The organism is Mammaliicoccus sp. G-M28, assembly GCF_022386595.1.
Classification (GTDB): Bacteria; Bacillota; Bacilli; order Staphylococcales; family Staphylococcaceae; genus Mammaliicoccus; species Mammaliicoccus fleurettii.
In genome coordinates, this window is the sequence record NZ_JAJNIF010000002.1 from 207,847 (window position 1) to 233,199 (window position 25,353).

The 25,353-nt window shown below is 30.7% G+C and carries 30 protein-coding genes and 1 riboswitch; of the genes, 8 read left to right on the forward strand and 22 right to left on the reverse strand.

Translation table 11 applies throughout. From position 1 onward, the window contains the following. Positions 1-11 precede the first annotated feature (11 nt). The 6 genes from LQ609_RS02860 to LQ609_RS02885 form a co-directional block, all read right to left on the reverse strand. Positions 12-707, reverse strand: a complete 696-nt coding sequence (locus LQ609_RS02860; protein WP_078357712.1) for a methionine ABC transporter permease — start codon at positions 705-707, stop codon at positions 12-14. Next, on the reverse strand, positions 700-1,725 hold the full coding sequence (locus tag LQ609_RS02865) for a methionine ABC transporter ATP-binding protein (RefSeq protein WP_107509711.1): 1,026 nt from the start codon (positions 1,723-1,725) through the stop codon (positions 700-702). Before LQ609_RS02865 ends, LQ609_RS02860 begins: the two co-directional genes overlap by 8 nt. Positions 1,726-1,802: 77 nt before the next feature. Then, positions 1,803-1,911: riboswitch (SAM riboswitch) on the reverse strand. Positions 1,912-1,940: 29 nt separating this feature from the next. Next, on the reverse strand, positions 1,941-2,264 hold the full coding sequence (locus LQ609_RS02870; protein ID WP_239734291.1) for a thioredoxin family protein: 324 nt from the start codon (positions 2,262-2,264) through the stop codon (positions 1,941-1,943). Continuing rightward, positions 2,221-2,625 (reverse strand): toprim domain-containing protein, encoded by a 405-nt coding sequence (locus LQ609_RS02875; RefSeq protein WP_078357715.1) that lies wholly within the window; start codon positions 2,623-2,625, stop codon positions 2,221-2,223. Before LQ609_RS02875 ends, LQ609_RS02870 begins: the two co-directional genes overlap by 44 nt. Positions 2,626-2,728: 103 nt before the next feature. Then, a complete protein-coding gene (gene gcvH / locus LQ609_RS02880) occupies positions 2,729-3,109 on the reverse strand; it encodes a glycine cleavage system protein GcvH (RefSeq protein WP_078357716.1) in 381 nt (126 codons plus the stop codon). Positions 3,110-3,176: 67 nt separating this feature from the next. Then, positions 3,177-3,530 (reverse strand): arsenate reductase family protein, encoded by a 354-nt coding sequence (locus LQ609_RS02885; protein WP_078357717.1) that lies wholly within the window; start codon positions 3,528-3,530, stop codon positions 3,177-3,179. Positions 3,531-3,671: 141 nt separating this feature from the next. Here LQ609_RS02885 and LQ609_RS02890 point away from each other — a divergent pair, with 141 nt between their 5' ends. Further along, entirely contained in the window at positions 3,672-3,992 is a 321-nt protein-coding gene (locus LQ609_RS02890) for a thioredoxin family protein (RefSeq protein ID WP_078357718.1), read from the forward strand. A 134-nt stretch (positions 3,993-4,126) separates the two neighbouring features. On the opposite strand, the gene LQ609_RS02895 is transcribed toward LQ609_RS02890, so the two are convergent. From LQ609_RS02895 to LQ609_RS02905, 3 genes are all read right to left on the reverse strand, one after another. After that, entirely contained in the window at positions 4,127-4,666 is a 540-nt protein-coding gene (locus tag LQ609_RS02895; protein ID WP_078357719.1) for a nitroreductase family protein, read from the reverse strand. Positions 4,667-4,758: 92 nt separating this feature from the next. After that, the gene (aroD, locus tag LQ609_RS02900) at positions 4,759-5,496 is read right to left on the reverse strand and encodes a type I 3-dehydroquinate dehydratase (protein WP_078357720.1); all 738 of its coding nucleotides are present in this window, start codon (positions 5,494-5,496) and stop codon (positions 4,759-4,761) included. Positions 5,497-5,608: 112 nt separating this feature from the next. Then, positions 5,609-6,022, reverse strand: a complete 414-nt coding sequence (locus LQ609_RS02905; protein ID WP_107509713.1) for a universal stress protein — start codon at positions 6,020-6,022, stop codon at positions 5,609-5,611. 270 nt (positions 6,023-6,292) lie between these two features. On the opposite strand from LQ609_RS02905, the gene LQ609_RS02910 reads away from it, so the two are divergent. Then, positions 6,293-7,129, forward strand: coding sequence for a DUF4352 domain-containing protein (locus LQ609_RS02910; RefSeq protein ID WP_239734292.1), 837 nt, complete (start codon positions 6,293-6,295; stop codon positions 7,127-7,129). 81 nt (positions 7,130-7,210) lie between these two features. Here the strand turns inward: LQ609_RS02910 and LQ609_RS02915 are convergent, their stop codons facing one another. Beyond that, the gene (locus tag LQ609_RS02915; protein WP_078357723.1) at positions 7,211-7,393 is read right to left on the reverse strand and encodes a CsbD family protein; all 183 of its coding nucleotides are present in this window, start codon (positions 7,391-7,393) and stop codon (positions 7,211-7,213) included. A gap of 199 nt (positions 7,394-7,592) precedes the next feature. On the opposite strand from LQ609_RS02915, the gene LQ609_RS02920 reads away from it, so the two are divergent. Next, positions 7,593-8,009 carry an organic hydroperoxide resistance protein gene (locus tag LQ609_RS02920; protein WP_078357724.1) on the forward strand — a complete coding sequence of 139 codons (417 nt, stop codon included), beginning with the start codon at positions 7,593-7,595 and terminating at the stop codon, positions 8,007-8,009. A 45-nt stretch (positions 8,010-8,054) separates the two neighbouring features. On the opposite strand, the gene LQ609_RS02925 is transcribed toward LQ609_RS02920, so the two are convergent. The 8 genes from LQ609_RS02925 to LQ609_RS02960 form a co-directional block, all read right to left on the reverse strand. Next, positions 8,055-9,458 carry an MFS transporter gene (locus LQ609_RS02925; protein WP_078357725.1) on the reverse strand — a complete coding sequence of 468 codons (1,404 nt, stop codon included), beginning with the start codon at positions 9,456-9,458 and terminating at the stop codon, positions 8,055-8,057. Positions 9,459-9,649: 191 nt separating this feature from the next. Then, positions 9,650-10,582: a nucleoside hydrolase gene (locus LQ609_RS02930; protein ID WP_078357726.1), complete on the reverse strand. Its 933-nt coding sequence runs from the start codon at positions 10,580-10,582 to the stop codon at positions 9,650-9,652. A gap of 49 nt (positions 10,583-10,631) precedes the next feature. Beyond that, a complete protein-coding gene (locus LQ609_RS02935) occupies positions 10,632-11,825 on the reverse strand; it encodes a DUF4352 domain-containing protein (protein ID WP_239734293.1) in 1,194 nt (397 codons plus the stop codon). Positions 11,826-11,909: 84 nt separating this feature from the next. Beyond that, positions 11,910-12,449: a hypothetical protein gene (locus LQ609_RS02940; protein ID WP_239734294.1), complete on the reverse strand. Its 540-nt coding sequence runs from the start codon at positions 12,447-12,449 to the stop codon at positions 11,910-11,912. Between the two features lie 125 nt (positions 12,450-12,574). After that, positions 12,575-13,075, reverse strand: coding sequence for a GNAT family N-acetyltransferase (locus LQ609_RS02945; protein WP_078357729.1), 501 nt, complete (start codon positions 13,073-13,075; stop codon positions 12,575-12,577). A 218-nt stretch (positions 13,076-13,293) separates the two neighbouring features. Further along, the gene (locus tag LQ609_RS02950) at positions 13,294-13,809 is read right to left on the reverse strand and encodes a GNAT family N-acetyltransferase (protein ID WP_078357730.1); all 516 of its coding nucleotides are present in this window, start codon (positions 13,807-13,809) and stop codon (positions 13,294-13,296) included. A gap of 12 nt (positions 13,810-13,821) precedes the next feature. After that, entirely contained in the window at positions 13,822-14,328 is a 507-nt protein-coding gene (locus LQ609_RS02955; RefSeq protein WP_239734295.1) for a GNAT family N-acetyltransferase, read from the reverse strand. A 94-nt stretch (positions 14,329-14,422) separates the two neighbouring features. Beyond that, positions 14,423-15,826, reverse strand: coding sequence for an aminotransferase-like domain-containing protein (locus LQ609_RS02960; RefSeq protein WP_239734296.1), 1,404 nt, complete (start codon positions 15,824-15,826; stop codon positions 14,423-14,425). A gap of 137 nt (positions 15,827-15,963) precedes the next feature. On the opposite strand from LQ609_RS02960, the gene LQ609_RS02965 reads away from it, so the two are divergent. Further along, positions 15,964-16,581: a LysE/ArgO family amino acid transporter gene (locus tag LQ609_RS02965; protein WP_107508960.1), complete on the forward strand. Its 618-nt coding sequence runs from the start codon at positions 15,964-15,966 to the stop codon at positions 16,579-16,581. Between the two features lie 71 nt (positions 16,582-16,652). Here LQ609_RS02965 and LQ609_RS02970 read toward each other — a convergent pair whose 3' ends face one another. Next, positions 16,653-17,846 (reverse strand): GTP-binding protein, encoded by a 1,194-nt coding sequence (locus LQ609_RS02970; protein ID WP_239734297.1) that lies wholly within the window; start codon positions 17,844-17,846, stop codon positions 16,653-16,655. Positions 17,847-17,892: 46 nt separating this feature from the next. Next, a complete protein-coding gene (gene rpsN / locus LQ609_RS02975; RefSeq protein ID WP_078357734.1) occupies positions 17,893-18,162 on the reverse strand; it encodes a 30S ribosomal protein S14 in 270 nt (89 codons plus the stop codon). A 521-nt stretch (positions 18,163-18,683) separates the two neighbouring features. Between rpsN and LQ609_RS02980 the strand changes: the two genes are divergently transcribed. Then, positions 18,684-19,649, forward strand: coding sequence for an arsenic resistance protein (locus LQ609_RS02980; RefSeq protein WP_208144062.1), 966 nt, complete (start codon positions 18,684-18,686; stop codon positions 19,647-19,649). 140 nt (positions 19,650-19,789) lie between these two features. On the opposite strand, the gene LQ609_RS02985 is transcribed toward LQ609_RS02980, so the two are convergent. After that, positions 19,790-20,779 carry a LysM peptidoglycan-binding domain-containing protein gene (locus LQ609_RS02985; RefSeq protein WP_078357736.1) on the reverse strand — a complete coding sequence of 330 codons (990 nt, stop codon included), beginning with the start codon at positions 20,777-20,779 and terminating at the stop codon, positions 19,790-19,792. A 245-nt stretch (positions 20,780-21,024) separates the two neighbouring features. On the opposite strand from LQ609_RS02985, the gene LQ609_RS02990 reads away from it, so the two are divergent. The 3 genes from LQ609_RS02990 to LQ609_RS03000 all read left to right on the forward strand — a co-directional run bounded on the left by LQ609_RS02990 (position 21,025) and on the right by LQ609_RS03000 (position 24,783). Beyond that, positions 21,025-22,284, forward strand: a complete 1,260-nt coding sequence (locus LQ609_RS02990; RefSeq protein ID WP_078357737.1) for a Y-family DNA polymerase — start codon at positions 21,025-21,027, stop codon at positions 22,282-22,284. A 170-nt stretch (positions 22,285-22,454) separates the two neighbouring features. Further along, entirely contained in the window at positions 22,455-22,703 is a 249-nt protein-coding gene (locus LQ609_RS02995; RefSeq protein WP_078357738.1) for a GlsB/YeaQ/YmgE family stress response membrane protein, read from the forward strand. Between the two features lie 1,099 nt (positions 22,704-23,802). Continuing rightward, positions 23,803-24,783, forward strand: coding sequence for a ketoacyl-ACP synthase III (locus tag LQ609_RS03000; RefSeq protein ID WP_078357739.1), 981 nt, complete (start codon positions 23,803-23,805; stop codon positions 24,781-24,783). Positions 24,784-24,874: 91 nt separating this feature from the next. Here the strand turns inward: LQ609_RS03000 and LQ609_RS03005 are convergent, their stop codons facing one another. After that, complete coding sequence (locus LQ609_RS03005; RefSeq protein ID WP_078357740.1) at positions 24,875-25,342, reverse strand: GNAT family N-acetyltransferase; 468 nt, start codon at positions 25,340-25,342, stop codon at positions 24,875-24,877. Positions 25,343-25,353: the final 11 nt, after the last annotated feature.

Sequence of the window (25,353 nt, forward strand, 5' to 3'; positions counted from 1 at the left end):
GAAACACTCCTTTAACGTTTATCAATTTTTTTAACAATAATATCTCCAATAAATTGGATTACAAATACAATAATTAATATAAAGATTGTTGAAATTAAAATGACATCATTTTGATTTCGTGTAAATCCAGTTAAGTAAGCTAAGTTACCTAACCCACCTGCTCCAATTACACCTGCAATTGCTGTTGATCCCACTAATGCAATTGCTGTCACTGTAATACCTGAAACCAAGGCAGGTAATGATTCTTTAATTAACACTTTTCTTACTACTGTCCATGTTGTAGCACCCATTGATACAGCTGCCTCAATAACGCCTTTATCGATTTCTTTCATACCTATTTCTACTAATCTAGCATAGAAAGGTGATGCACCTATGATTAATGCTGGTAGTGCACCTTTTGGACCACTGATTGTTCCTAATAAAATATCTGTAAAAGGTATTAATAGTAGAATTAAGATGATGAATGGAATAGCTCTGAATAAGTTAACGACGAATGATACGATTGAATAAAATATTCGAGAGCTCTTTGATGTCCCTCTTGATGTTAAAAATAGTAATGTTCCTAATATTAAACCAAATACTAATGTAAATACTGTTGATATTACCGTCATGTATAGTGTTTCATATAATGCTTCCCATACGGCATCCCATTTAACATTAGGCATTGTAATCATTTCAGTTATAATATCTCCAAATGATTTATTCACTTACATTCACCTCTACTTTCACACCAAGATCATTAAGTTCTTTTTTAATTTGATCTTTAGAATAATCACCTTGAGGTAAATGAACGATCATATGGCCAAATGTGCCATTTTGAGTCAACTTAACATCACCTTCAATGACATTAATATCGATATTATATGTTTTAATAATTTTTGCTAACACAGGTTCTGAACTCGTTCCACCAACGAAATTCAGTTTCCAAATTTCTCCGTTTGGTTGTTCTTTTCTGAAATCTTCTAATGTTCTTTGAAGATCATCAGCTTTTAAGTCATCTTTTACGAAACGCTGTGTAACATATGTTTGAGGGTCATTAAATACATTGATAACTTCTCCCTCTTCGACAAATTTACCATTTTCCATGACTGCAACATGATCACATATTTTTCTAATGACATGCATTTCATGTGTAATAAGTATAATTGTTAAATTGAGCTCTTTGTTTATGTCTACTAATAAATCTAATATTTCATCAGTAGTTTGAGGATCTAATGCACTTGTTGCTTCGTCACATAATAATACGTGCGGATCATTTGCTAAAGCTCGAGCTATACCAACTCTTTGCTTTTGCCCACCGGATAATTGTGATGGATAAGCATTCTCACGACCTTCAAGACCCACTCTTTTGATAAGTGCTTTTGTTTTTTCGTTTATCTCACTTTTAGATACCCCTGCAATTTCTAAAGGAAATGCAATGTTATCTTTAACCGTACGAGACCATAGTAAATTGAAATGTTGGAATATCATACTTACCTTTTGTCTTTTTAATCTAAGGTCTTGTTTAGAAAGTTTGCCAATATTTGCACTATCAACTATAACTTCACCTTCAGTTGGCGTTTCCAGACCGTTAAACATTCGTATTAATGTACTTTTTCCAGCTCCAGAAAATCCAATTACACCATATATACTTCCTTTATCTATTTTTAAGTCGACATGGTCAACAGCTGTAATGTCACCTTTTTTTGTTTTGAAAGTTTTAACAACTTTATTTAACTCAATCAAATCTGCTGCCTCCTAATCTTTAAATTAAAAACGCCTTACTCTAATTATCAAGAGAAAGGCGTTAGAAATATGTCTTTCTCTCATCTTCAAAAGTTTACACTTTTTGTGAATTGGCACCATTTCATATATATATATGACGGTTGCCGGGCTTCAAAGGGCACATCCCTCCACCACTCTTGATAAGAGTTACTACGTATTTAATTAAATTCATACTATCATGATAAGTTTTTATCGTCAATAACTTTTTGAATATTCTCAACAATATAAGGAACAGACTGAAAAGCGTATATTCTTTCTATGACCTTATCTTGTTTCATAATGAATAATACAGGTACTGATAAGATTTCAAATTCTCTACAGAACTCTGGATAAAAATTTAAATCACATTTATTGATTGGTAATTGTGTTACTTCGTTCGCTATATCCAGCAAACGTTCAGATATTTTGCACGTTCCACATGTAGGTGTATAGCCAAATAATAAATGTAAATCCTTATCAAAATGCTTGTATATATCGTTCAATATTTCTGTGTGTTTCATGGTAACGATACTTCCCTTTCAATACAAAATCATTGTTTACTGTAAATCCATGATAGTTTAACACATTCGCTAAATATTGTCTTGGACAGCGAGCTACTTCAGAAAATGTCGAATCAATATAAATATGACGACTTTCACTCACATACTTCTTAAACCATTTTCGAATACGTTTACCTTCTTTATCTTGATCGACTAAAACATATACTTGTGAACCATAAATTTCTTCTAAAAGTTCGTCCATTTTTTCTACACCCATTGTTCCATGTGTACAAATAATATGAACATGATCATTTAATACTTCTTTCACTCGTTTTTTATCAGAAATACCTTCTACGATTATTACTTTTTTAATCATCGCCATGGCCATCACCTTCTACAAATGAATTAATATTATAGTTCAACTTCGTATTCAAGATTTAAAAAAACTCCATGATACCATTTGCATCGTGGAGTTTAATATTATATTATTCACCTATCATTTCACTATAAGCGTCTGCATCTAGTAATCCATCTAATTGAGCTTTATCAGATAACTCAACTTTAACCATCCATGCTTTATCATATGATGATTCATTAACAAACTCAGGGCTATCTTCTAGTTCTTCGTTTACTTCAACGACTTTTCCAGATAGTGGTGCATATAGCTCAGAAACTGTCTTAACAGATTCTACACTACCAAATGAATCTCCACTAGTTAATTCGTCACCTTCTTCAGGTAACTCAACAAACACAATGTCCCCTAATTCTGATTGAGCAAAATCAGTAATACCAATTGTTACAACATCACCATCAATTTTTACCCATTCATGTTCTTTAGAATATTTTAACTCACTAGGTACTGTCAAAGTAATCCCCTCCTATATGTATTTCACCTATAATCATGACATAAAGCGATTATTCAAGCAACTATTTTTACAACCAAGTTTGGCGATATTCGTCTTCTTTAAAACCTAAAGTAACCTTATTGCCTAAAACTGCTAAAGGTCTTTTGATTAACATACCATCTGAAGCTAATAAATCGAATTTTTCGTTGTCAGACAAATCATTCATTTTATCCTTTAAACCCAACTCGCGATATTTAGCGCCTCGAGTATTAAATAATTGATTCACAGTAATATCTGTACCATCAATGATATCCTTTAATTCTTTAGCTGTTGGTGTTAACTGTGTAATATCAATCGGTTCGAAACTAGCACCATTCTCTTCTAGAAACTTTGCTGCCTTTTTGCAAGTTGTACAATTAGGATATTGATAAAATTTTATCATGTCTTTACCTCCATATATCTATTTAAATCTATTATAACAATATTACTAACGAACATATAGTAATGAGTTAAATAATTTTTAAAATATTGAAAATGCGATATACTTTAATTATAAGAAAAATTTCTAAGGAGCATAATAAAAATGAGAACAATTAGTCAATATGCAGAATTCGAAGAGATCACACAAAGCGAAGAACCAGTAGTTGTAAAATTCTTTGCAGACTGGTGCCCAGATTGCACAAGAATGAACCAATGGATTGATCCTATCATCGACGAATATCATAATTTCAACTGGTATCAAATTAATCGCGATCAAGTTCCAGAAGCGGCTACAGAAAATGATGTAATGGGAATTCCAAGTTTATTAGTATTTAAAAATAACGAAAAACTTGCTCACTTACATTCAGCAAATGCCAAAACACCTGAAGATGTAAAAGCATTTTTAGCTGAAAACTTAAAATAATAAATAGTTGATTTAAATAAGCAAGAGGCTGAGACAATTAATTGTCTCAGCCTCTTACTGTATGGTGATGATTTTGAGAATGTCTTCGATTAACTATCTAATTAATCTACAACTTAGCCTAATACATTATATTATTACCATTCTGTAATAAGTGAATTATTTTTTCTTGTCATTACATTTACACTTGGGTCTTTTTCTGTAACATATAAAAATCCATTAACATCTTCATCATCATTTACTCCAACGATTTTACGGAATGTTGGTTTGAATATAAATTCAGGTGTTTTCCAACATGAACCCATTCCTTCATCGTGTATGAGTAACATTAAATTTTGAATAAATGCACCTATCGCCATTTGATTTTCAAGATTTTCTTTTTGTCTTGAATCTCTTTTCGAAAGTATAACAAACATGCCACCGACTTTAGTCACTTTGTTTATATATTTTTCTTGTTTAGCAGGATCATTTACAAATGCAGATTGTGCTACTTTTTCAGCAAATTCAGGTATTTGTTTTTTATTTATATATACTAATCTCCACGGTTCTCGCATTCCATGATTTGGAGCATAAGTTGCTAAATCAACTAAAGAAAATAATTTCTCTTCATCAATATACATCTCATAGTCATATTTTTTTACGCTTCTTCTTTCTATAATCGCTTTCTTTAATTCCATTATTTACACTCCCAATTCCCATTGATAATTATTATCAATTATATCATAAAAATGAGCTTAAATTCTAATATAATAGAATTTAAGCTCATATATTAATGTTGATATAAATCTAATTGTTTCTTAATTTCTTTAACATGAATTTGTCCAGGTGCTGCTTCTTTACCTACAAAGCCATAAGTGAATTTAGAACCAAATAATCCACCAGTGATTCTAGTCATTTTTCCTAGTTCACCCATTGAAATACCAATCACATCAATTTCCAGCTTATGATAAGCTCTGTTCAGAGCATTAAGCATAGATAATAAGTGTTTTTCATTGTGTGGCATTACGGCAAGCTTCCCGATATCTGCACCTAATTCTGCCATTTTTTCATAAGTTACAAACATTTCTTCTTCATCAGGCGTCGATTTAAAATCATGATGAGATATGATTATTTTAACTTCATTATTTTGTGCTTTTGTTATGCAATTCATTAAATTATCTTCGTAAGTATCTAATTGAATATCTACATAATCAGCTTTTTTATTACAAATAATGTCTTGCATTAATTTGTAATATGATTCATGATCAAAATCACCATTTCCACCTTGCCCTTTTGAACGATAAGTGAATAATATCGGTGCAAGTTGATATTCTTTTTTAAATTTCTCTAATATTTCATTAATATTTTCAATTGAAGTGTTTTTTAAAGCGTCTGCTCTAAATTCAACGATATCAATTGAATCTTTATTTGAAATGAGTTCTTCAACTGTTTTTTTAATATCATCTGCTGTTTCTAATGATATTGTCGCAACGATATATGGAAACGTTTTTGTTTGTTCTTCAGTCATAGTCATTCCTCCAATGTTCTTCTATTTATATTTTACATTAGTCGAGGAAATTTTTCTATGAAACGATGGTTGAATATATCATATAAATAGCTACCCATCATAATTTTAAAACTTATTTTACAATTAATACCGGGATTGCAGCTCGTTTAGCAACTTTATGACTGACACTTCCTAACACGAGTTTATCTTCATCTTCTGCTTTTCTATTACTTAAAACAACAATGTCAAAATCTCCAGTATTAGCTTTATTTACCAATTCTGATTTAGGATTCCCTTGAACAAATTGAAGATTATATTTGATATTTTGTTCATTAAAATAATCAAATATATGCTTCATCGATTCTTGTCTTTTTTCTTTAAGTTCATCTAAATGGACACCCGTACGTACAGAAGCTTTTAAATCTTTTTCGCTAACAACGTTATAAAGTGTGACTTCTGACCCTTCTCCAACAAGTTTAGCAATCTGTTCTAAAACTTTTTCATTTTTCATTTCTGTATTAATGCCAAACAAAATATTTTTATACATGATTACCACTCCTTTTACTCTATTCTAAACTAAGTGTTGCCCTATTTTCAATTTTTTACATTCTGAAAAATAATAAAATATTAATTTACTATAAATATTTTGTATATTTTATAATAGACCTAGATTTATTACCCAATTTACTATAAACTAAAAATAATTAATAAATAAAACAATTGTTTTACATTGATTATTTACTTGTGTATAAGGTTTTGAAATCATACATAGACAATTGTTTTTTATTAAAAAATAATACATAAAGGGGGAAATATTATGGCTAATTCTAATCAATCAGATCAGAATCCTTTCAACCAAAACACCTCAGAACAACAAAACGCACAACAAAATAATCCATTTAATGATTCTACTGATGGTAATAATCATCAGCAAGAGCAACGCCAATCGGGAGATGGTAAAGGCTCTAGTATGAAACCTTGGTTCTTTGGCTGTGGTGGATGTTTAATAGTATTCATTATTTTAGCAGTTATTTTGGGTGCATGTGCTGCTGGCCCAATTAAAGACCAAATTGATGAGTTCACAAATAATAGTACTGAAGAAAAATCTACTGAAGAAGAATCTACAGATGAGGAAACTACTGAAGAGGAAACTACTGAAGAAGAATCTACTGAAGAGGAAACTACTGAAGAAGAATCTACTGAAGAGGAAACTACTGAAGAATCTACAGATGAAGATGATGATTCATCTACTGTTACTAGAAACACAACAGTAGGAAACTCAATTAGTGCAATCGGTACAAAAATTACAGTAGAAAAAGCTGAATTTGTTGAACCAACTAATAAATATAGTAAACCTTCTAAAGATAAAATATTAAAAGTTTCTTACAAACTAGATAATATTAATAACTCAAGTTTAATCGTTGGTGATACTAACTTCGGAATTACAGCTGATGGTAGTAGAGTTTCAAAATTCTATGGTATGGATGATGAAAATGATGGATTTTCATTTAGTTTAAAACCTGGTGAGTCAGATACAGGTTATGCATACTATGATGTACCAGAAGCGGATCAATATGACGTACAATTACAATTACGCTCATCAGATAAACGTTACAAAATGAAATGGGAAATTGATGAAGACGACATAAAATAATCAAAAAGAGCAGGAATTCATTTTTTTAAAATGAATTCCTGCTCTTTTTATACTATAAAGAAATAATAATTCAATTAGTTATTATTTCTTAAATTTATCGATAACATCATTTGCTTTATTTTTTGCGTTTTCTACCGCTTCTTTAGCTTTACCAGAAGTTTTATCTTTTTTACCTTCATTTTCTAACTCTTTATTATCTGTTGCATTACCAACTGTTTCTTTAACATTACCTTTTGCTTGTTCGAATTTGCTTTCGTCTGCCATTTTATATCACCCTTCATAAATCATAATTGAATGATTATCCATTCTATATTATTTATACCCAATAACATACTTTATAAACATCTTATTTAATTGAATGGTAATTAAAAACTTCCTTAATTAATCACTTATCTATGAAACTATGATTTAAAAATTAAATTAGGGGTAAACATTTAATATATACTAAAGGAGGTATTTTTTTATGGCAACTCAATATGAAACAAAAGCAACAAACACAGGTGGTCGTAAAGGTCATGTTTATACAGATGATAAAGCAATTGATGTAGACGTGTTACCACCACAACAAGCTGATGGTAACGCTACAAACCCTGAACAACTTTTCGCTGCGGGTTATGCTTCATGTTTCAATGGCGCTTTCGATTTGATTTTAAAACAAAACAAAGTACGTGACGCTGAACCAGAAGTTACTTTAACTGTACGTTTAGTAGATGACCCAAATGCTGAAAGCCCAAAACTAGAAGTAGATATTGATGCTAAAGTTAAAAATGTATCTCAAGAAGACGCAGAAAAATATTTAAAAGATGCTCATGATTTCTGCCCTTACTCAAAAGCGACTAGAAATAATATAGACGTTAATTTAAATGTTGAAGCTGTTTAATAATTATAAAAAAAGCATCGGGTGAAATCACCCGATGCTTTTTTCTTATGATTTGTTTGTTTCTTCTTCCTGATTCCACCATAATGCATCTTTTGGATTTTCATATACTTCTTGTAAGTCTTCTTTATTATCAACATTCGGATATGATCCTCTTAGTGATTTGTTTGAAGTTGTTTTGAACATAAACAAGAATATGACTAATCCTACTACATTTATAAATGTTAAATAATATGACGGTGCAATTTTTTGACCAGTTGTTTCTACTAAAGTGGTTAAAATAAATGGTGTTAAACCACCAAAAATTGCTGCACCTATATTATATACAAGAGATAACGTTCTTAGTCTTACTTTTGTATAGAATATACTTGGTAACACTGATGGCATAACGCCTTCAAATGTAGACATGAATAATGCAATAATGAATAAACCTGCAATTACCACTGGAATGGATGGAATACTCATCAACCAGAAAGCTAATACTGAGAGTAAACTAAATCCTATTAGGCCAAATAAAATTGTGTTTTTATTTCCAACTTTATCACTATACCAACCAAAGAAGAATACTGCCGGTATCATTGCTGCCATAGTTAAAATACTTAGCATACTACTCATCGTACCGCCTAAATCTAACGTACCATTAAGGAACGAAGGCATATATGATAAAACCATATAGTTTGCTACATTTAAGAATGCTACACCAGCGAAACAAACGATTATATCTCTCCAATATTTTCTAAATATATCTTTATAAGAATACTCAAGTTCTTCTTGTTCTTCGAGAGTTGTTTCATAAGCTGGACTTTCATCTAAATTATTTCTTAAATACACACCAATGATTCCTAATGGTGCTGCAATAATGAATGGAATTCTCCACCCCCATGAAGCCATTTGTTCATCATTCAGTACAGCATACATAATACCTACGAGTGCTGCAGCTAATATACTTCCAGACAACGTTCCGATTTCAAGTCCGCTTCCTAACTTACCTCTTGTTTTATCTGGCGAAATTTCGGCTATGTATGTCATTGCACCTGCATACTCACCACCAGTTGAGAATGATTGTACCATTCTAACAATTAATAATAAGATTGGTGCCCAAATCCCTATTTCATGTTGAGTAGGCAAAAGACCTAAAGCTAGTGTTGATAGTGCCATCATAATAATAGTTGTCGATAGCACAACTTTACGTCCATGTTTATCTCCAAGATGGCTAAAGAATATACCACCTATTGGTCTAACAATAAAAGCAAATGCAAATACTGCAAATGTTGATGCAAGTTGAATTTCTTTTGGCATATTACCAAAGAAGTTCATACTTATAATAACTGCTAATTGAGCATAAAGACCGAAGTCAAACCACTCAATTGCATTACCAATCCCTGTTGCGACGACAGTTTTTTTAGTTTTACTAGCGTCTACAACATTAACGTTCTTTTTCTTGAATTTCATAATTTTATAAACACTCCCCATTTTGTCTATATATTCATATAGCCTATTAAAATGTTTTTAATCAAAAAAACTGAAATTTATAAAAACATCTCACAATACTCTTCAAATCATGTTTAAAATTAATAATAAATAAAACACTCCGTTGAATAAATTTACATTAAAGTAATCTATCCAACGGAGTGTTTAATTCGTTATATTTTTTTAGCTAATTCAGTCATAAAATCAAAGAATCCATCTCGATCTACATCATTCACAATATTAACGATTCTTCCTTCTTCACTTTTAAAAGTACGACCCTGGCTAGGTCCATGAGTGATTACAGATAATTTTTGTTCTTCTTTCTCTACAAGTTCTGGCTTGCCAACGTACGCAGTTGTTAATACATCCCATAAGAAGTACGTAGAATTCGTAACAAAGTGTGTTAACGGTGGTACTAGCGCATAACAAATACCTAGAAAATCTACACCTTCAAATTGTCTTTCGTTTGCCCAACGTTTACGAATGTCCGGAGTTAATGGTACTTTGTTTGTACTTTCCAGTGCTACCATATCAATCGGTAAATTCGTATCAAATACTGTTTGAACAGCTTCTGGATCCCAAAAAGCATTCCACTCTGCTGTTCCATCATGTTCAGGTTCTTCTACATTTCCTTTATCCAGCAAAGTTCCACCCATCCAAACTACTCTTTCAATACGTTCTTCTATTCTAGGTTCAACTTTTAAGCTTTTAGCTAAATCAGTTAAAGGGCCAGTCAATAACATTGTGACTTTTTCAGAACTATTCATGACTTTCTCTATAATATCTTCATAAGCTTCATTTTCAGAAATAGTAGACTTAATATCTACATCTTCATTTAAAATCGGCATTGCATCTACAAAAAATGCATGCATTCTCCAATCTTTAGGAAAAGGATTTTTACCTCTTTCTTGCGAAGATGCAACATCTAATTGCTGTGATGAAAATCGATTAATAATTTTACAGGACGCATTCGTTGCTGGTTCAACATAGCAATCTGCACCAATAGCGCTAACACCAATTAAATTCACATCATCCATTTGTAATAACAAAAATAATGAAATTAAATCATCGACGCCACCATCATGGTTAAAATATACTGTCTGCATTAGTTTACCTCTTTCTACTATTTCAAATATAAATATTCTTCTAATTCAATTATCGTTCTTCAGACGAATTTGAATCAAGCTGAGATTGCTTCTGCTGTGCTGCTCGTTCTCTTTCTTTTTGTGCTGCCTCTTGTGCTGCTCGTTGTTTTTCTTGTTGTGCTGCTTGGTCTTTTTGTTGCTGTTGTTGTTTTTCTCGTTCCGCTGCAGCTTGTTCTTGCTCTCGTCGTTTCTGTTCTGCTGCTGCCTGTTCTTTTTGAGCAGCTGCTTGATCTTGTTCTTTTTGTGCTGCTGCTTTTTCTTCAGCTGCTTCTTGTTGTTTCTTCTCTTGCTCAGCAGCTTTTTTATCTGCTTCCTCTTTAGCTGCTTTATCTTCGGCAGCTTTTTTAGCCGCTTCTTCTTTTGCTTCTTTATCTTTAGCCGCTTTATCTTCAGCATCTTTTTGACGTTTCTTCTCTGCTTCATCTAATTTTTTCTGTTCTTCTGCAGAATTGTTAGGTTGTTCAACAGTTTGTTGTTCATTTGTTTGTGGTTCTTGTGGTGGCACCACTTCTTCAGTTGTTCTTTCATTATTCAAATCTTCTTTAATATCTTTTTTAGCTATAGTCCAATTTGCTTTATATTCTTTTTTAGATGATTTAAAATCCATATTTACTTGATACTTATCCATATCCGCTACATCATAATATAAATAACTAGATTTAGTCTCACCTTTTTCTAGTTGATGTTGGAAACCACCTTTATTATCTTTCATACCATTAAACTGTGGCTGTACTTCTCCATCAATTGTTAAATTAAAATTAGAATTATCTATAAATTTTTTATCTTTCTCTAAATTTTTGAATTTATAATTGATTTTCAATATTTTGCCGTTTTGAGAATATGAATAACCATCATCAGGCAGAACAAACTCAGCCTTAGTGACCGTTACTTCTAAACCATTAGCGATAATTTTGTCACCTAACTTTAAATCTTTCAAGTCTTTCTTAGGTGTATCAGATATATGTTTAACTTCCTTTGGCTTGTCTTCTTTGAATAATTGTTTGTATGAATATTCTTTATCAAAAGACAAACTCACAAAAATACAAACAAAGCTTATAACACCAACTACAAATAGCACGATTGTACTTGCTAAATAGCTGCTATACTGTTTTTCTTTGGCATATTTTATTACTGTGATAGCCAAAGTAACAATAAAGGCAATGGATATAACTACCCACAACAACACAAAAAGTATACTGCTCATTTTTTCTCTCCTCTTAGATTGATTAGTTATTTTATCATAGCATGAATTAGTCAAAATAATAGTATTAAACTAAATTATCACTCACTATACTTGACCAATTCTTTCAAAAGTTAATTCATATAATTCTTTATCATCTAAATTAACAAAACTATCAATCGAGATTCTATATTCATTAGATGAGCGTTTTTTAGATACCTGACCATTATACTTCAACTCAATCGTCATGTTAGTTTCATAACCATTATTTTCAATAGTATCACTAAACTCAGAGAGTACTTTTTGATTAATAGGAATTAAATAAAACTGATTGTTAGGTAAAATGTTAATACGTTTCCTTTGAAGTATTTCTTCATCATTTAACTTTAATATAACTTCAATATCTTTCGCAGAGCCGCCACCTAAATTTAATAATTTAAATGCCGTGTTCACATACTCATGGTCAGAAGCAGTCAAATTCCTCACTTTAATCCCACGCTTATTCTTTTCTAAAATAATCTGATCAAATGATAAATAAGGAATAAAAGATATTTTAATTTGACGAATTTGGATCATAACAGATATAAAATATAAAATGGCCATTATAAACGTACCAATAGAACCAATAGCTTGAATAATATTTATCATACTTTCACCTCTCTATAAAAACCTTGTTCTATTTTATACCCACTTCGAAATTGCTAAATCATATATTAGAAATGAAAAAGGTTCGAATACTGTTTAACGAGTATCGAACCTTTTAATAACACCTTTTAATATTCTTCTTTTAAAATACTATATATTAATGAATCTCTATAACCATCTTTTAATTTTATATCTTGTCTTAATATCGCTTCATGTTTCATACCTAACTTTTGTAAAACGATTTCTGAAGCTGAGTTACGTATATCAGTTGAAGCCCATATTCTATTTAATTTAAGAACTTTAAATCCATATTTTATAATAGTTCTTCCAATATCCGTTGCTATACCGTTACCCCAATATTCTGGATGTACAATATAACCAAGTTCTCCACTTTGATTTTTTGTGTCACTAACCAGTTGTATCGCACCAATAACTTTATCAGTATCAGCATCGACAATGACATTGTACATCCAATTTTCATCTCGGTTTAATAACATTTCCACAAATTCTTCAGTTTCTTCATAAGATTGTGGCTCCCATGATTGATATTGACTCACTTCAGGTTTATTAGCATATGCATGAATATCTTCTATATCTGAACGTTTTAAATCTCGTAAATAGTAATCCATTAGATATCCTCCAATTAGTTTATGTATTATTATGATTGGGAATATCTTATCACAATTCTCTTTTTAATACTAAACCATTCTTATAAGTTTACTATGTTATAGATAAAATAATGCGTTTTCGGGTCGCTATTTTATTTTATCGGCCTGTATTTCGCGTTTCCGGACCGCTATTTTATTTTATCGGTCCGTATTTCTCATTTCTGGACCGCTATTTTATTTTATCGGTCCGTATTTACCAATTCATATCTCATCATATCTTCATCATAATAACTTACACCATCAAAAATAGCTTTTGGTTCTGTAGCATACTTTTGAAACCCCATTTTTTTATAAAATTCTATCGCTCGATTATTATTAGAAAGAACACTTAAATCTATAAACTTTAATTCATTTAACTCTGATGCCAGTTGAATCAACTTATTGACAACTCTGCTAGCTATACCAGTACTACGGTAATCAGGATGACAATACATTGCCACAAGGTTTCCTTTATGGTTAAGTTTTTTAACAGTTTCTCTATAAAAAGTTAATACACACACTAATTTATCATCTTCAAATCCACCGATTGTAAATTTCAACTCGTTTGATTCTAGACGTTTTTCAAATTTACTTAACGGATAATTTATTTCAATTTCATATAAAGAAGCAAATGCTTGTGCATCAGTTTGTAAACTTAGCAATCTTAAATCTCTAAATTCAATAACATCATTTTTATTTAATAGACGCACTACCATTTCACCACTCCTTTACTCACTAAAGTAATATACGTTTCCTGCCCCGTCATAATCATCTAGTTCTGGGTCGTGTTTGAATCCTAATTTTTCTGCTGTTTTTATGGATGGTGTATTTTCCTTTTTAGTTAATGCTACTATTTTATATTGGTTCTCAGTGATTTCTTTTACATGCTCTATTATTCTTTGGCTCGCTTCTGCTACAAGTCCTTGTTTAGTTTGCGCCGCTTCTATTCTGTAATATATATTCAAATAAGTTTGACCTTTTATATTTTTAAATTGTAATCCACATATACCAAATGGTTCATAGTAGTCTTTTTTTATTAGTACGTAATATCCGAATCCGTGTTCTTTATAGTGCTTAATCCACTCTGACAATGTTTCTTTAAATGCTTCTTTATCTTCTACTGGACCTGCTGGATTATATTTTTGATTTAAAGGATCGCGATGTACTTCAAATAATTTATCAAGATATGTATTTGCTGGTGGTACAAGTTTAAGTCGCTCTGTTTCTAAGATCATCTGAATTCTCCTTTTTACAACAATTTTATTTTATATCATACCATTAAGCATAAAAAATACCCACCAATTAAGGTAGGTACTCATCAAAATGCATTTATTTTACTCTTTCAATAATTTCACTTAAATTTTTAAGACTACTATCTATTTCATTTTCATTTATATATGAATATGAAAAACGAATATAATTTGTGGAATTTGTGTCATAAATCTCGCCTGGTTGTATGAGGATATTTTCTTTAATAGCCTCATTGAAGACTTTTTTAACATCTACTGAATTGTTCAATTTAAACCAAATATAAAAGGAGCCTCGTGGTTCTTTCCATTCTCCGTATTTAGATAAGTGCGTTTTTAATGATTCTAAAAATATATTCTTTTTCTTTTCTAGTTGAAGTTTTAACGCTTTGATATGATTATCATGATAGTCACTTAACCATTTCGCTGCTATATGTTGAGATATTGAACTTGCGCCATAATCGTTTTGCATCTTCAAATCTGACAAATGACTAATTACATTTTTATTTGCTACAATCCACCCTATACGTAATCCAGGACTTACGGTTTTAGAGAGGCTTCCTAAATATAGTACATTATCACTGTTTTCTAGAGCTTTCATTGGTAGATGTGTTTCTGGCTCAAAAGATAAATCAGCATATATATCATCTTCAACAATAGGAATTCCATTTTTTTGACACTGATTAACTATTTTTTGTTTTTCAATTTTTGTATAAGTATTTTGAGTAGGGTTATGTAATGTCGGAATACAATAAAATATGCTATTTTTATAATCACTACTAACTTTGAAAATGTTGTTGATATTTTGTTTTATATATTTAATATTCAATGGCACAATTTGTGATCTAATATTATGCCATGTACGTACTGAATTAATGTAAGAAGGTGTTTCAATAATAATTTTTGATTGAGGTACTAATAAGCCATCTGCTATTAATTTCAAACCTTGTAAAGCACCTGATGTTATACAAATATTATTGATATCGCATTCGACACCTCTTTTTTTCATATACTTAACAATTTCTGTTCTTAACTCTAATTTTCCTTTAGGTTCTTCATAATTAGTATGTAGAGGGTCATCTTTAACTAATATTTCTTTAAATAAATGGTTAGGTATTAAATTTGGTGATAACTCCCCTGTTCCTAACCTTATAATTTCTTTGTCGAATTCTAGTTCATTAATTTTTTGGATGTAATATTGATTATTTTTAGATACACTATTACCAATATAATCTTGCCAACGAATATTACTCGTTATATAAGTATTCCACTTATTTTGAGATACATAGATTCCTCTTTTTTCTATTGTTTCTAAAATACCATAGCTTTTTAGAATATCTAGGGCTTCAACTACTGTTGACCTATTCACATTATAGTATTGCGCAATTTCTCTTTGAGATGATAGCTTATCACCAGGCTTTAAAACACCATCATTTATTCGATTTGTAATATCATCAATTATCTTTTTGTATTGGAATACACTCATATTTACTCCTATATCTGGTTGGTATTTTTTTTATAATCTGGTTGTTTTTAAATTTTCAAATTATTATAACATATATATAGAAGTTTGAAATTAAGCCTTTACTCTAAAAGAATATCATTAAAGAAAGTGTGTTCATTATGATACAACCTATAATCCATGGATTTTTATTAGCCTTAGGACTCATTTTACCTTTGGGTGCACAAAATGTATTTGTATTTAATCAAGGAGCAAATCAAAAACGCTTAATCGGTACTTTGCCTGTAATCATTACAGCTGGTCTATGCGACACTTTTTTAATAGTTCTTGCTATATTAGGTGTTTCTTTAATATTAATGTCACTTCCAATTTTACAAATTGTGATATATATTGTCGGACTTGTATTTTTATTATATATGGCTTGGTCGTTATGGCATGAAAAGCCAGATCACTTAAAAACGTATAATTCTATGAGCGCTAAAAAACAAATAGGGTTCGCTTTATCCGTATCATTGTTAAACCCTCATGCTATTATGGATACTATTGGTGTTATTGGTACAAGTGCAACCGTATATTCAGGAACAGATAAGCTTTTGTTTAGTATCTCCACTATTGTCGTTTCCTGGCTGTGGTTTATTTTGTTAGCTATACTTGGGAAACTGCTCGGTTCTATCGATAAAACCGGAAAATATATTATAATATTGAATAAATTTTCAAGCATTATCGTATTAATCGTTAGTCTAATTATAATCAAAAATATTTTATCTATTATTTTTTAAAATTAAAGAGAGCGGAATAGAAATCTAATTTATTGACAAGATTTCTATTCCGCTCTCTTTACTCTTATTAATCAAGACAACTGCCATGCATACGGGTCATGTAATTGTGACCAATCTGCATCTATTTCATGTGAATTAACTAAACATTTATCTAATGATTTTGTTATTTCCTCTACATTTAAATCACTGCCTATGATAACAAATTGTGTTTCTCTATCACCGTATTCAGGATCCCAGTTTGCTTTTACTTCTGGTCTTTCATTTAATATTTCTCTTTTTTGTTGTTCGTTCATAGCATCAACCCAATATGTAATTGGATGAATATTAACGAATGAACCTGCTTGTGAAAACAAACATGCAACATGGTTATACTGTGCTAACCAGACTATACCTTTCGCTCTAATAATATTGTTTTCCATATTTTCCATCCATTGATTAAATCTCTCAGCATGAAATGGTAATCTTCTTTTATATACAAAAGATGAAATACCATATTCCTCAGTTTCTGGCGTATGATTAGCATGTCCACCTTCAGTTAATTCTTTAATCCATCCTGCTGATTGGCTCGCCTTTTCATAATCAAATAATCCTGTATTAACAACTTCAGTTAATGAAACATCTGCAAAACTTGTTTTAATAAATTTGGCACTTGGCTGTAGTTTTCTTAAAATGATTTCAAGTTGTTCTAAGTCCTTGTCTGCTACTAAATCAGCTTTATTCAAAATAAGCACATCACAAAATTCTATTTGATCAATTAATAAATCAGAAATAGATCTTTCGTCATCTTCACTGACACCTTCATCTCTATCTTTCAATAAGTCTTCTGAATACATATCATTTACAAATCTATGAGCATCAACAACTGTTACCATTGTATCTAATCGACATATACTTGTTAAATCTATACCTGATTCATCATCTATATACGAAAAAGTTTGTGCGACAGGTACTGGCTCAGAAATACCCGTCGATTCTATAACGATTTGATCTACATCTCCTCGTTTTACGATTTTTTCAACTTCGATAAGCAAATCTTCTCTTAACGTACAACAAATACAGCCATTTGATAACTCGACTAGCTTTTCATCTGTCCTAGAAATGCCTCCACCTTCAACTACTAAATCTTTATCTATATTAATTTCACTCATGTCATTCACGATTACTGCAATTTTCAAACCTTCTCTATTCTTCAAAATATTATTCAATAGTGTTGTTTTGCCAGAACCTAAATAACCACTCAATACTGTAACTGGTACTTTATTCAAAATACTTCCCTCCCAATACAACTATTTTTCATGTTCATCTTTATTTTTACCAACTAGATTTTTTCAAACCAGGTATTTGACCTTTATGTGCATATTCTCTTAAAGCAATTCTAGACATACCAAACTTTCTATAAACCCCTCTTGGTCTACCAGTTACTTGGCATCTGCGTGTAATACGTGTAGGAGATGCGTCTCTAGGAAGTTTTTTCAATCCTTCATAATCATTGTTAGCCTTTAACTCTTCACGTTTCTCTCTGTATTTCTCTACCATTTGTATACGTTTTTGTTCTTTTGCAATTTTTGATTTTTTTGCCATTTTTATATACTCCTTTTTATTCATTAATGATTAAAGACTGAGACAACAAATTGGCCCAGTCTTGAAATCGCATATTAACGTAAGTAAAGTAGTCATTTCATCTCTCGGAGGTAAATCGTAATGACTACGTTTTAAATATAATACATAATTTTATTTTTGGCAAGTAAAAATTTTTATTTTTTCTTCAGTTATTTTTGAATAAAAAAAGTGAAACAGAAATCTAATTTACTAAATAGATTTCTGTTTCACTCAAGATTATATAAATTATTCAACTTTCCATACATTAAAACCATGTAATTGACTATTCGTATCATATTTCAAATCTTCTTTACCATAAAAAGTATAAAATTGTTTTAGAAGCGGCTGGGACGAATTAATCTACGTCTTATCTCATTTTTTCTAAAAAGTCTTATTTCTGTCCTATTAACTTATAAAAGCGCTCTTTATCATTTGCTCCGATTGAATTAAATAGTAGTACATATTATGATTTATATGAATAAAGATTACTATAGGAGGTTTCTATGTCTCAGTTAAAAACATTTTTAGAAACTAAACAGATTTATATATATATTGTTTTTATATTACTAGGCATATTTTGTGGCCTCTTTTTTGAAAATACTCAACAAATTTTTGAACCTTCTATTTCATTTCTTATCGCTATTTTAATGTTTGGTATGTTTTCTCAAATACCTTTTTTAACTTTACGAAATAAATTATTGAATTCAAGGTTTATTTTCGCACTTATTTTATCAAATTTTATATTAATTCCTATACTTGTTTTTGTACTGGTTGTAGTTTTTAATGTTACATCAACACCGCTTCTTATCGGTATTTATTTAGTACTACTTACGCCTTGTATTGACTACGTTATTGTATTTACTAAACTAGGACACGGTAATGCTGAACTCATGTTGATTTCTACTCCAATATTATTTATTTTACAAGTATTATTATTACCTATCTATTTTTGGATATTTTTAAATCAATATTTTTCTCAATATATTGATATTAAACCTTTCTTGAAAACATTTATATTATTAATTATTTTACCTTTATTAATTGCCATTATCCTGCAATTTTTAAGCAAAAAATCTAATAAAATGATGAATATATTAACTTTTTCTGAATGGATACCTGTACCATTGATGGCTTTAGTGTTAACGACCGTTATTGGTTCTCAAATTTCGAAAATTGTTACTGATTTACAAGTTGTACTGTCAGTTGTACCGCTCTATTTATGCTTTATGATTTTAGCACCTTTCATAGGATATCTGTCAGGGAAGATTTTCAATTTAAACGTAACCTTAAAAAGAACATTAGCCTTTAGCTCAAGCACACGAAATGCATTAGTCGTTTTACCATTAGCTTTATCGCTACCTATACAATGGTCAACAACCGTTACCACTGTTGTTGTTACTCAAACGCTAGTCGAACTTATAGGAGAACTTGTTTATATTAAGCTGATACCTAGATTAATCGTTAAATAAAGTACAAACTTATTTGCATATGAACACTAAATATATACATAAAAAACTGTCGACAAAGTCTGAGCTTTGTCGACAGTTTTAATTGTTTTATTGATATAGGCTTAACAAAACTTTGTATATAAATTAGTTTTCTATCCTATTTATTTCAAATTCAATACTTGTCCTACTGTTAAGTCATTTGAACTTAAATCATTGAGTTCTTTAATTTCAGCTACACTTACGCCGCTTCTTTGAGAAATATTATATAATGTATCTCCTGATACGACTGTATGTGTATCTCCAGTAATTGTATCACTTGATTCATTCAACTGGTTATAGTGCTGTTGAACTAGACTATAAAACTGATTCATATCATATCCCCACTGGCTAAAGTAATTAATAGGATCAGTATGATCTGTTCCACCATAATATTGACTTATTGCGTTATGACTTATAACTGTTCCTGTCCCCTCATTATTATCAGCTAATGATGGTTTCAGTCCATTTTGATCTAACATTTTTGCTGTTAAGTATGCTTGGTTATTTACAGATTTAGCAAACTGATCGAATGTACTAGACTGTGCCAACTCTATTTGATAGAAATAGGGATTTGCTTTTGCACCAGCCCCCCATGCTAAATAATCACTTGAGGCTGTTTGTACAATTTTACTACTACCTGCATAAGCATGGACAAAGGCACTTTCGTAGTTATTATACATATAATTAATTTCTTCATCGATCGTACTATTAGAATTTGCTGTTTCATGAATAATCACGCCAATAAATTTATCTGACTTGTAATCATATTTTGGCAAACTATTCATTCTAGAATCTTGCGTAATCGTTGAAGGCTTAATATTATTTTTATCAATATAACTATTTACGTTTTGATAAGCTTCATTTGTATTGCGATTTGTTTCCATATCTGTTGAATGCTTTTCAGCAACTTTATTATGTAATTTTAAATCTTCGTCTGTTAATATGTTAGTTAATTCTTTTGGGTTCATCTTCTGTGCTTGTTCAAAACTAATTGATTTGCTTGTGTTCTCAGTCTGTTCATTATTTTTCTCATCCGCATTTACATAAAAATGAGATTGAGAAAGTAATAAACTAGATGTCAAAATTAAAGCTGTTCCAAACTTATACTTCATAATAATCCCCCTTAGATTTTATTGTTATATTGTATTACAAAATATAATTAATTAATATAGTTGAAGATTATTTCGCTATATTAAATATTTATTACAAACAATATATCGTTCCATTCAAAACATCAAATTGCTCATCTACCCGTTTATCAACATGATAAATATATTACTTTTTACACGACTTTTCACTTTACAAAACAGAACATATGTTCGTATAATAAAGATACTATATGACTGGGGTGATTTTTATGTATGACTACAGTTATTGCTTAAATCGGGATATTTTATGTGTAGATTTGAAGAGTTTCTTTGCCTCTGTGTCTTGCATTGAAAAGGGTCTAGACCCATTAACAACGAAGCTTGCTGTTGTTGCTGATACGAAACGTCCAGGTTCTGTCGTACTTGCTGCTACACCACCATTAAAAGCAATTGGCATTAAAACGGGATCTCGTTTATTTGAAATTCCTCAACGTAAAGATATTTATGTTATTAATCCATCTATGAAAAAGTATATTCAACTATCAACTCAAATTAGTAAAATTGCTTTAGATTATGTAGCACCTGAAGATTTTCATCAATATAGTATAGATGAGTTTTTTATGGATGTTTCAGAATCTTATCATTTGTTTGCTCATTCTCCTTTTTCACTGGCTATGCAGTTGCAAGAACGTATATTTAATCTTGCCCATATTCGCAGTACGATTGGAATTGGTTCGAATATGTTACTTGCTAAACTATCTATGGATATTGATGCTAAACATACCCAACTCGGTATATCAGAATGGCGTTACGAAGATGTTCCTAATAAAGTTTGGTCAATTCAACCTTTAAGAGAAATGTGGGGTATCAATAGACGTACAGAAACTAAGCTCAACAAAAAAGGTATATTTACAGTAGGTCATTTAGCTAACTATCCAGTTGAATATTTGAAGCGGGACTTTGGCGTTATTGGTGTTGATTTACATTTACATGCTAATGGTATAGACGAAAGTATGATTAGGCAGCCACATAAGGCATATGATAAATCTTTAGGAAAGTCTCAAATACTCATGCGTGATTACAGTATGAATGAACTCAAAACTGTACTAAACGAACAAGTAGATGAAGTTTATTATAGATCCAGAAAGTTAAACTTATACCCTACTCGAATAAGTGTTAGTGTTGGCTATGCTGATATAGGCGGTGTTCGTAAACAATTTACAAATAAGAATGGGTTTATGAATACTTACGTCATCGTAAATTTATTATGGGACTATTTATCGAAACAATTAGAACCTAATCGACTTTATCGAACAATTGCTATTTCATTTGGTAAGTTTATTCCAAATCAAATTAAACAATTATCTTTATTTGACGATCCATTTCAAGTTAAGACAGAAACAATAGAGAATCATTTAGATTTTATACGTATGAAATATGGAAAGAATATTGTAATGCGAGGTTCAAGCTTATTAAACAGTGGTACATTGTTAGAAAGAAAAGATTTAATCGCAGGCCATAAAGCTTAATATTTTAAAGATATGTCATATACAAACAGCAGTAAAATATTGAATTTATCAAATATTTTCCAAATAATTACTTTAAATGTGTATTTTTCCAATTTATATTTTAAAGATGCGTTTAAACATCCTTCACTTTGGATATATAAGAAGAAGTGCAAAAATAGGAGGTAATTATTATGGGCTTTATATTAATGTTAATCGTCGGCGGTTTAATCGGCTGGCTTGCAGGAGTTATTTTAGGTAAAGATGTTCCAGGTGGAATTATTGGTAACATTATTGCAGGTATTATCGGTTCAGCAATTGGTGGATCATTATTAGGAGATATGGGACCAGTATTTGGTGGAATTGCAATTATTCCAGCATTAATCGGTTCAATCATCTTAATCTTAGTACTTTCATTTATTTTAAAAGCAATCAGAAAATAAATTGCTTTAAGAACCGAGACATTTAATTGTCTCGGCTCTTTTTTATGTATGGAGAAAGTGAGCTTTGTGGGAATGGACTTGATTGTGTCGCATGTAGTTCATATGTCGTTTGATACTTAGATTCGGTTACTTAGACTGCGCTTACTTGCAGAATTATGAATTGTGCTCCTTACACTGTTCTTACTGGCAGAATTCCGAATTGTGCTCCTTAGATTGTTCTTACTGGCAGAATTCTGAATTGTGCTCCTTAGATTGTTCTTACTAGCAGAATTCTGAATTGTGCTCCTTAGACTGTTCTTACTGGCAGAATTATGAATTGTGCTCCTTAGATATTAGTCTTACGGACATTTCTCAGAATTTTGTCCCTTACACTACCTCTTACGGACATTTCTCGGAATTTTGTCCCTTACACTACCTCTTACGGACATTTCTCAGAATTATGTCCCTTACAGCACTTCTTACGGACATTTCTCAGAATTATGTCTCTAACAACACCCCTTACGGACATTTCTCGGAATTATGTCCCTAACAACACCCCTTACGGACATTTCTCGGAATTTTGTCCCTTACAACACTACTTATAAGATATTAAAATCAAAAATCCTATATAAAAAACTGTCAACAAAGTCCCCTCTGCTGACAGTCCAACACATCACAGTAAAACTATGATGTGTTTATTAATTTACATATATACGAATAAATATTTTCAAAACCACTCTAGGTAAATAGCTTTGTACTCATTAAATACCCAGCGTATTGTATAAGTAAACATTGAATTTACAATACTTTCAAAAAAGTTTAATAATTTTTACCATTAATTAGCCTTTATTCGTACCTTTGTTAAATAATTTACGAATAAATCTAAATATAAGCGCTGTACCTACATATCTTAGAATACGTTTTACCACATTACCCATCTATATCAACTCCTCATACATAGCTTTTATTTGGTTATTAACCTACTTTACTTCTATTACCCGAGAACAGATTATTATACACATAAAACTTATAATTAAATATATTCACGTATTTAATACTTAGTATAAGTATGTAATAATAGTACTAGGTACTAAATATAGAGATAAATAAGGTGATAAAAGTGATTTCTTACGCAAAAATAACAGCTCAAGGTGCTTATGTTCCTGAAAAAGCAATGAACAATCAAGATTTCGAAAAAATTGTAGACACATCAGATGAATGGATACAACAAAGAACAGGAATTATAGAACGTCGAATTGCCAAAGATAATGAATATACCAGTGATTTAAGTTATAAAGCAGTACTAGATTTACAACAAAATTATAATATTGATTTAAGTGATGTGGATATGATTATCAACGCAACATTAACACCTGATTACAAAACACCAAGTGTTGCGTCATATATTCAAGCTAAATTAGGACTTGAGAATACTGGTGCAATAGATATTAATGCTGCTTGTGCAGGTTTTACATATGGTTTAAATATAGCAAATGGACTTATAACTTCAGGTCAAAATAAAAAGATTTTAGTCATAGGTTCTGAAACATTATCAAAAATAACTGATTATACGGATAGAAACACATGCATATTATTTGGCGATGGCGCTGGTGCATTTTTAGTTGAATATTCCGAAGATGATCCAAGTTTTATTACGAGTAGTTTTGGTTCTGATGGTAATAAAGGTGGTAATTTATATTGCTCAGAATTATCTAAAGAAATGTTTAACGAAGAATTGGAAAATCCCGGTTTCGTTGTTCAGAACGGAAGAGGCGTTTATAAATGGGCTGTTAGTACGGTCCCTAAAATTGTAAGTAATACACTCGATAAATCTAGTTATACAATAGATGATTTAGATTGGTTTGTACCTCATAGCGCAAATGCTAGAATGATTGAATCTATTTGTGAAAAGTCTAAAATTCAAAAAGACCAAACTTTAATGAGTCTTGCACACTATGGAAATACTTCTTCAGCAACAATACCATTATCCATTAACCTAGCAATTTCAGAAAACAAGATTAAAAAAGATGATCTTCTAATGCTAGTAGGATTTGGTGGAGGATTAACTTATTCATCTGTTTTAATTAAATGGTCAATATAATAAAAATAATACCCACTCTTAATTATTAAAAGAGCGGGTATTATTTATTTTGTGATTTATTCATTAAGTAAATATATCTTAACAAACAATATTACCTAAACTTCTCCATTCTATGGATACCTTCGTCGTCTTTTTCTTTAATACCATCTTTGAAATCATATCCATACTTTCTGTAAAACTGAACTGCAGTTACAGAAGCGGGTATTTCAATACGCTTTGCACTTTTAAAGTAATAATCATTTTCTAGTGTTTCAATAATTAATTTGCCAATACCTCTACCTTGATATTCTGGAGAAACAAAAATCGTAAATAAACTACTTTCAGTTTCACTACCCCAATACGGACCAATAGCTCCAGTTGCTATAATTTTAAAATTATCTTCAAATAAATAAAAATTCGTGAAGCTCGCTCTTTCTATTATAGATTCAGGTGTAATCGTCCTAACTACCTTCTCTATTTCTTCAATAGATTCATCTTTGATATTTGTCGTTCTCAACGTATGTATGATCAAGTCACATACTTCTTCGGCATCTTTTGTTTCAAACATTCTGATTTTCATGATGTCACACT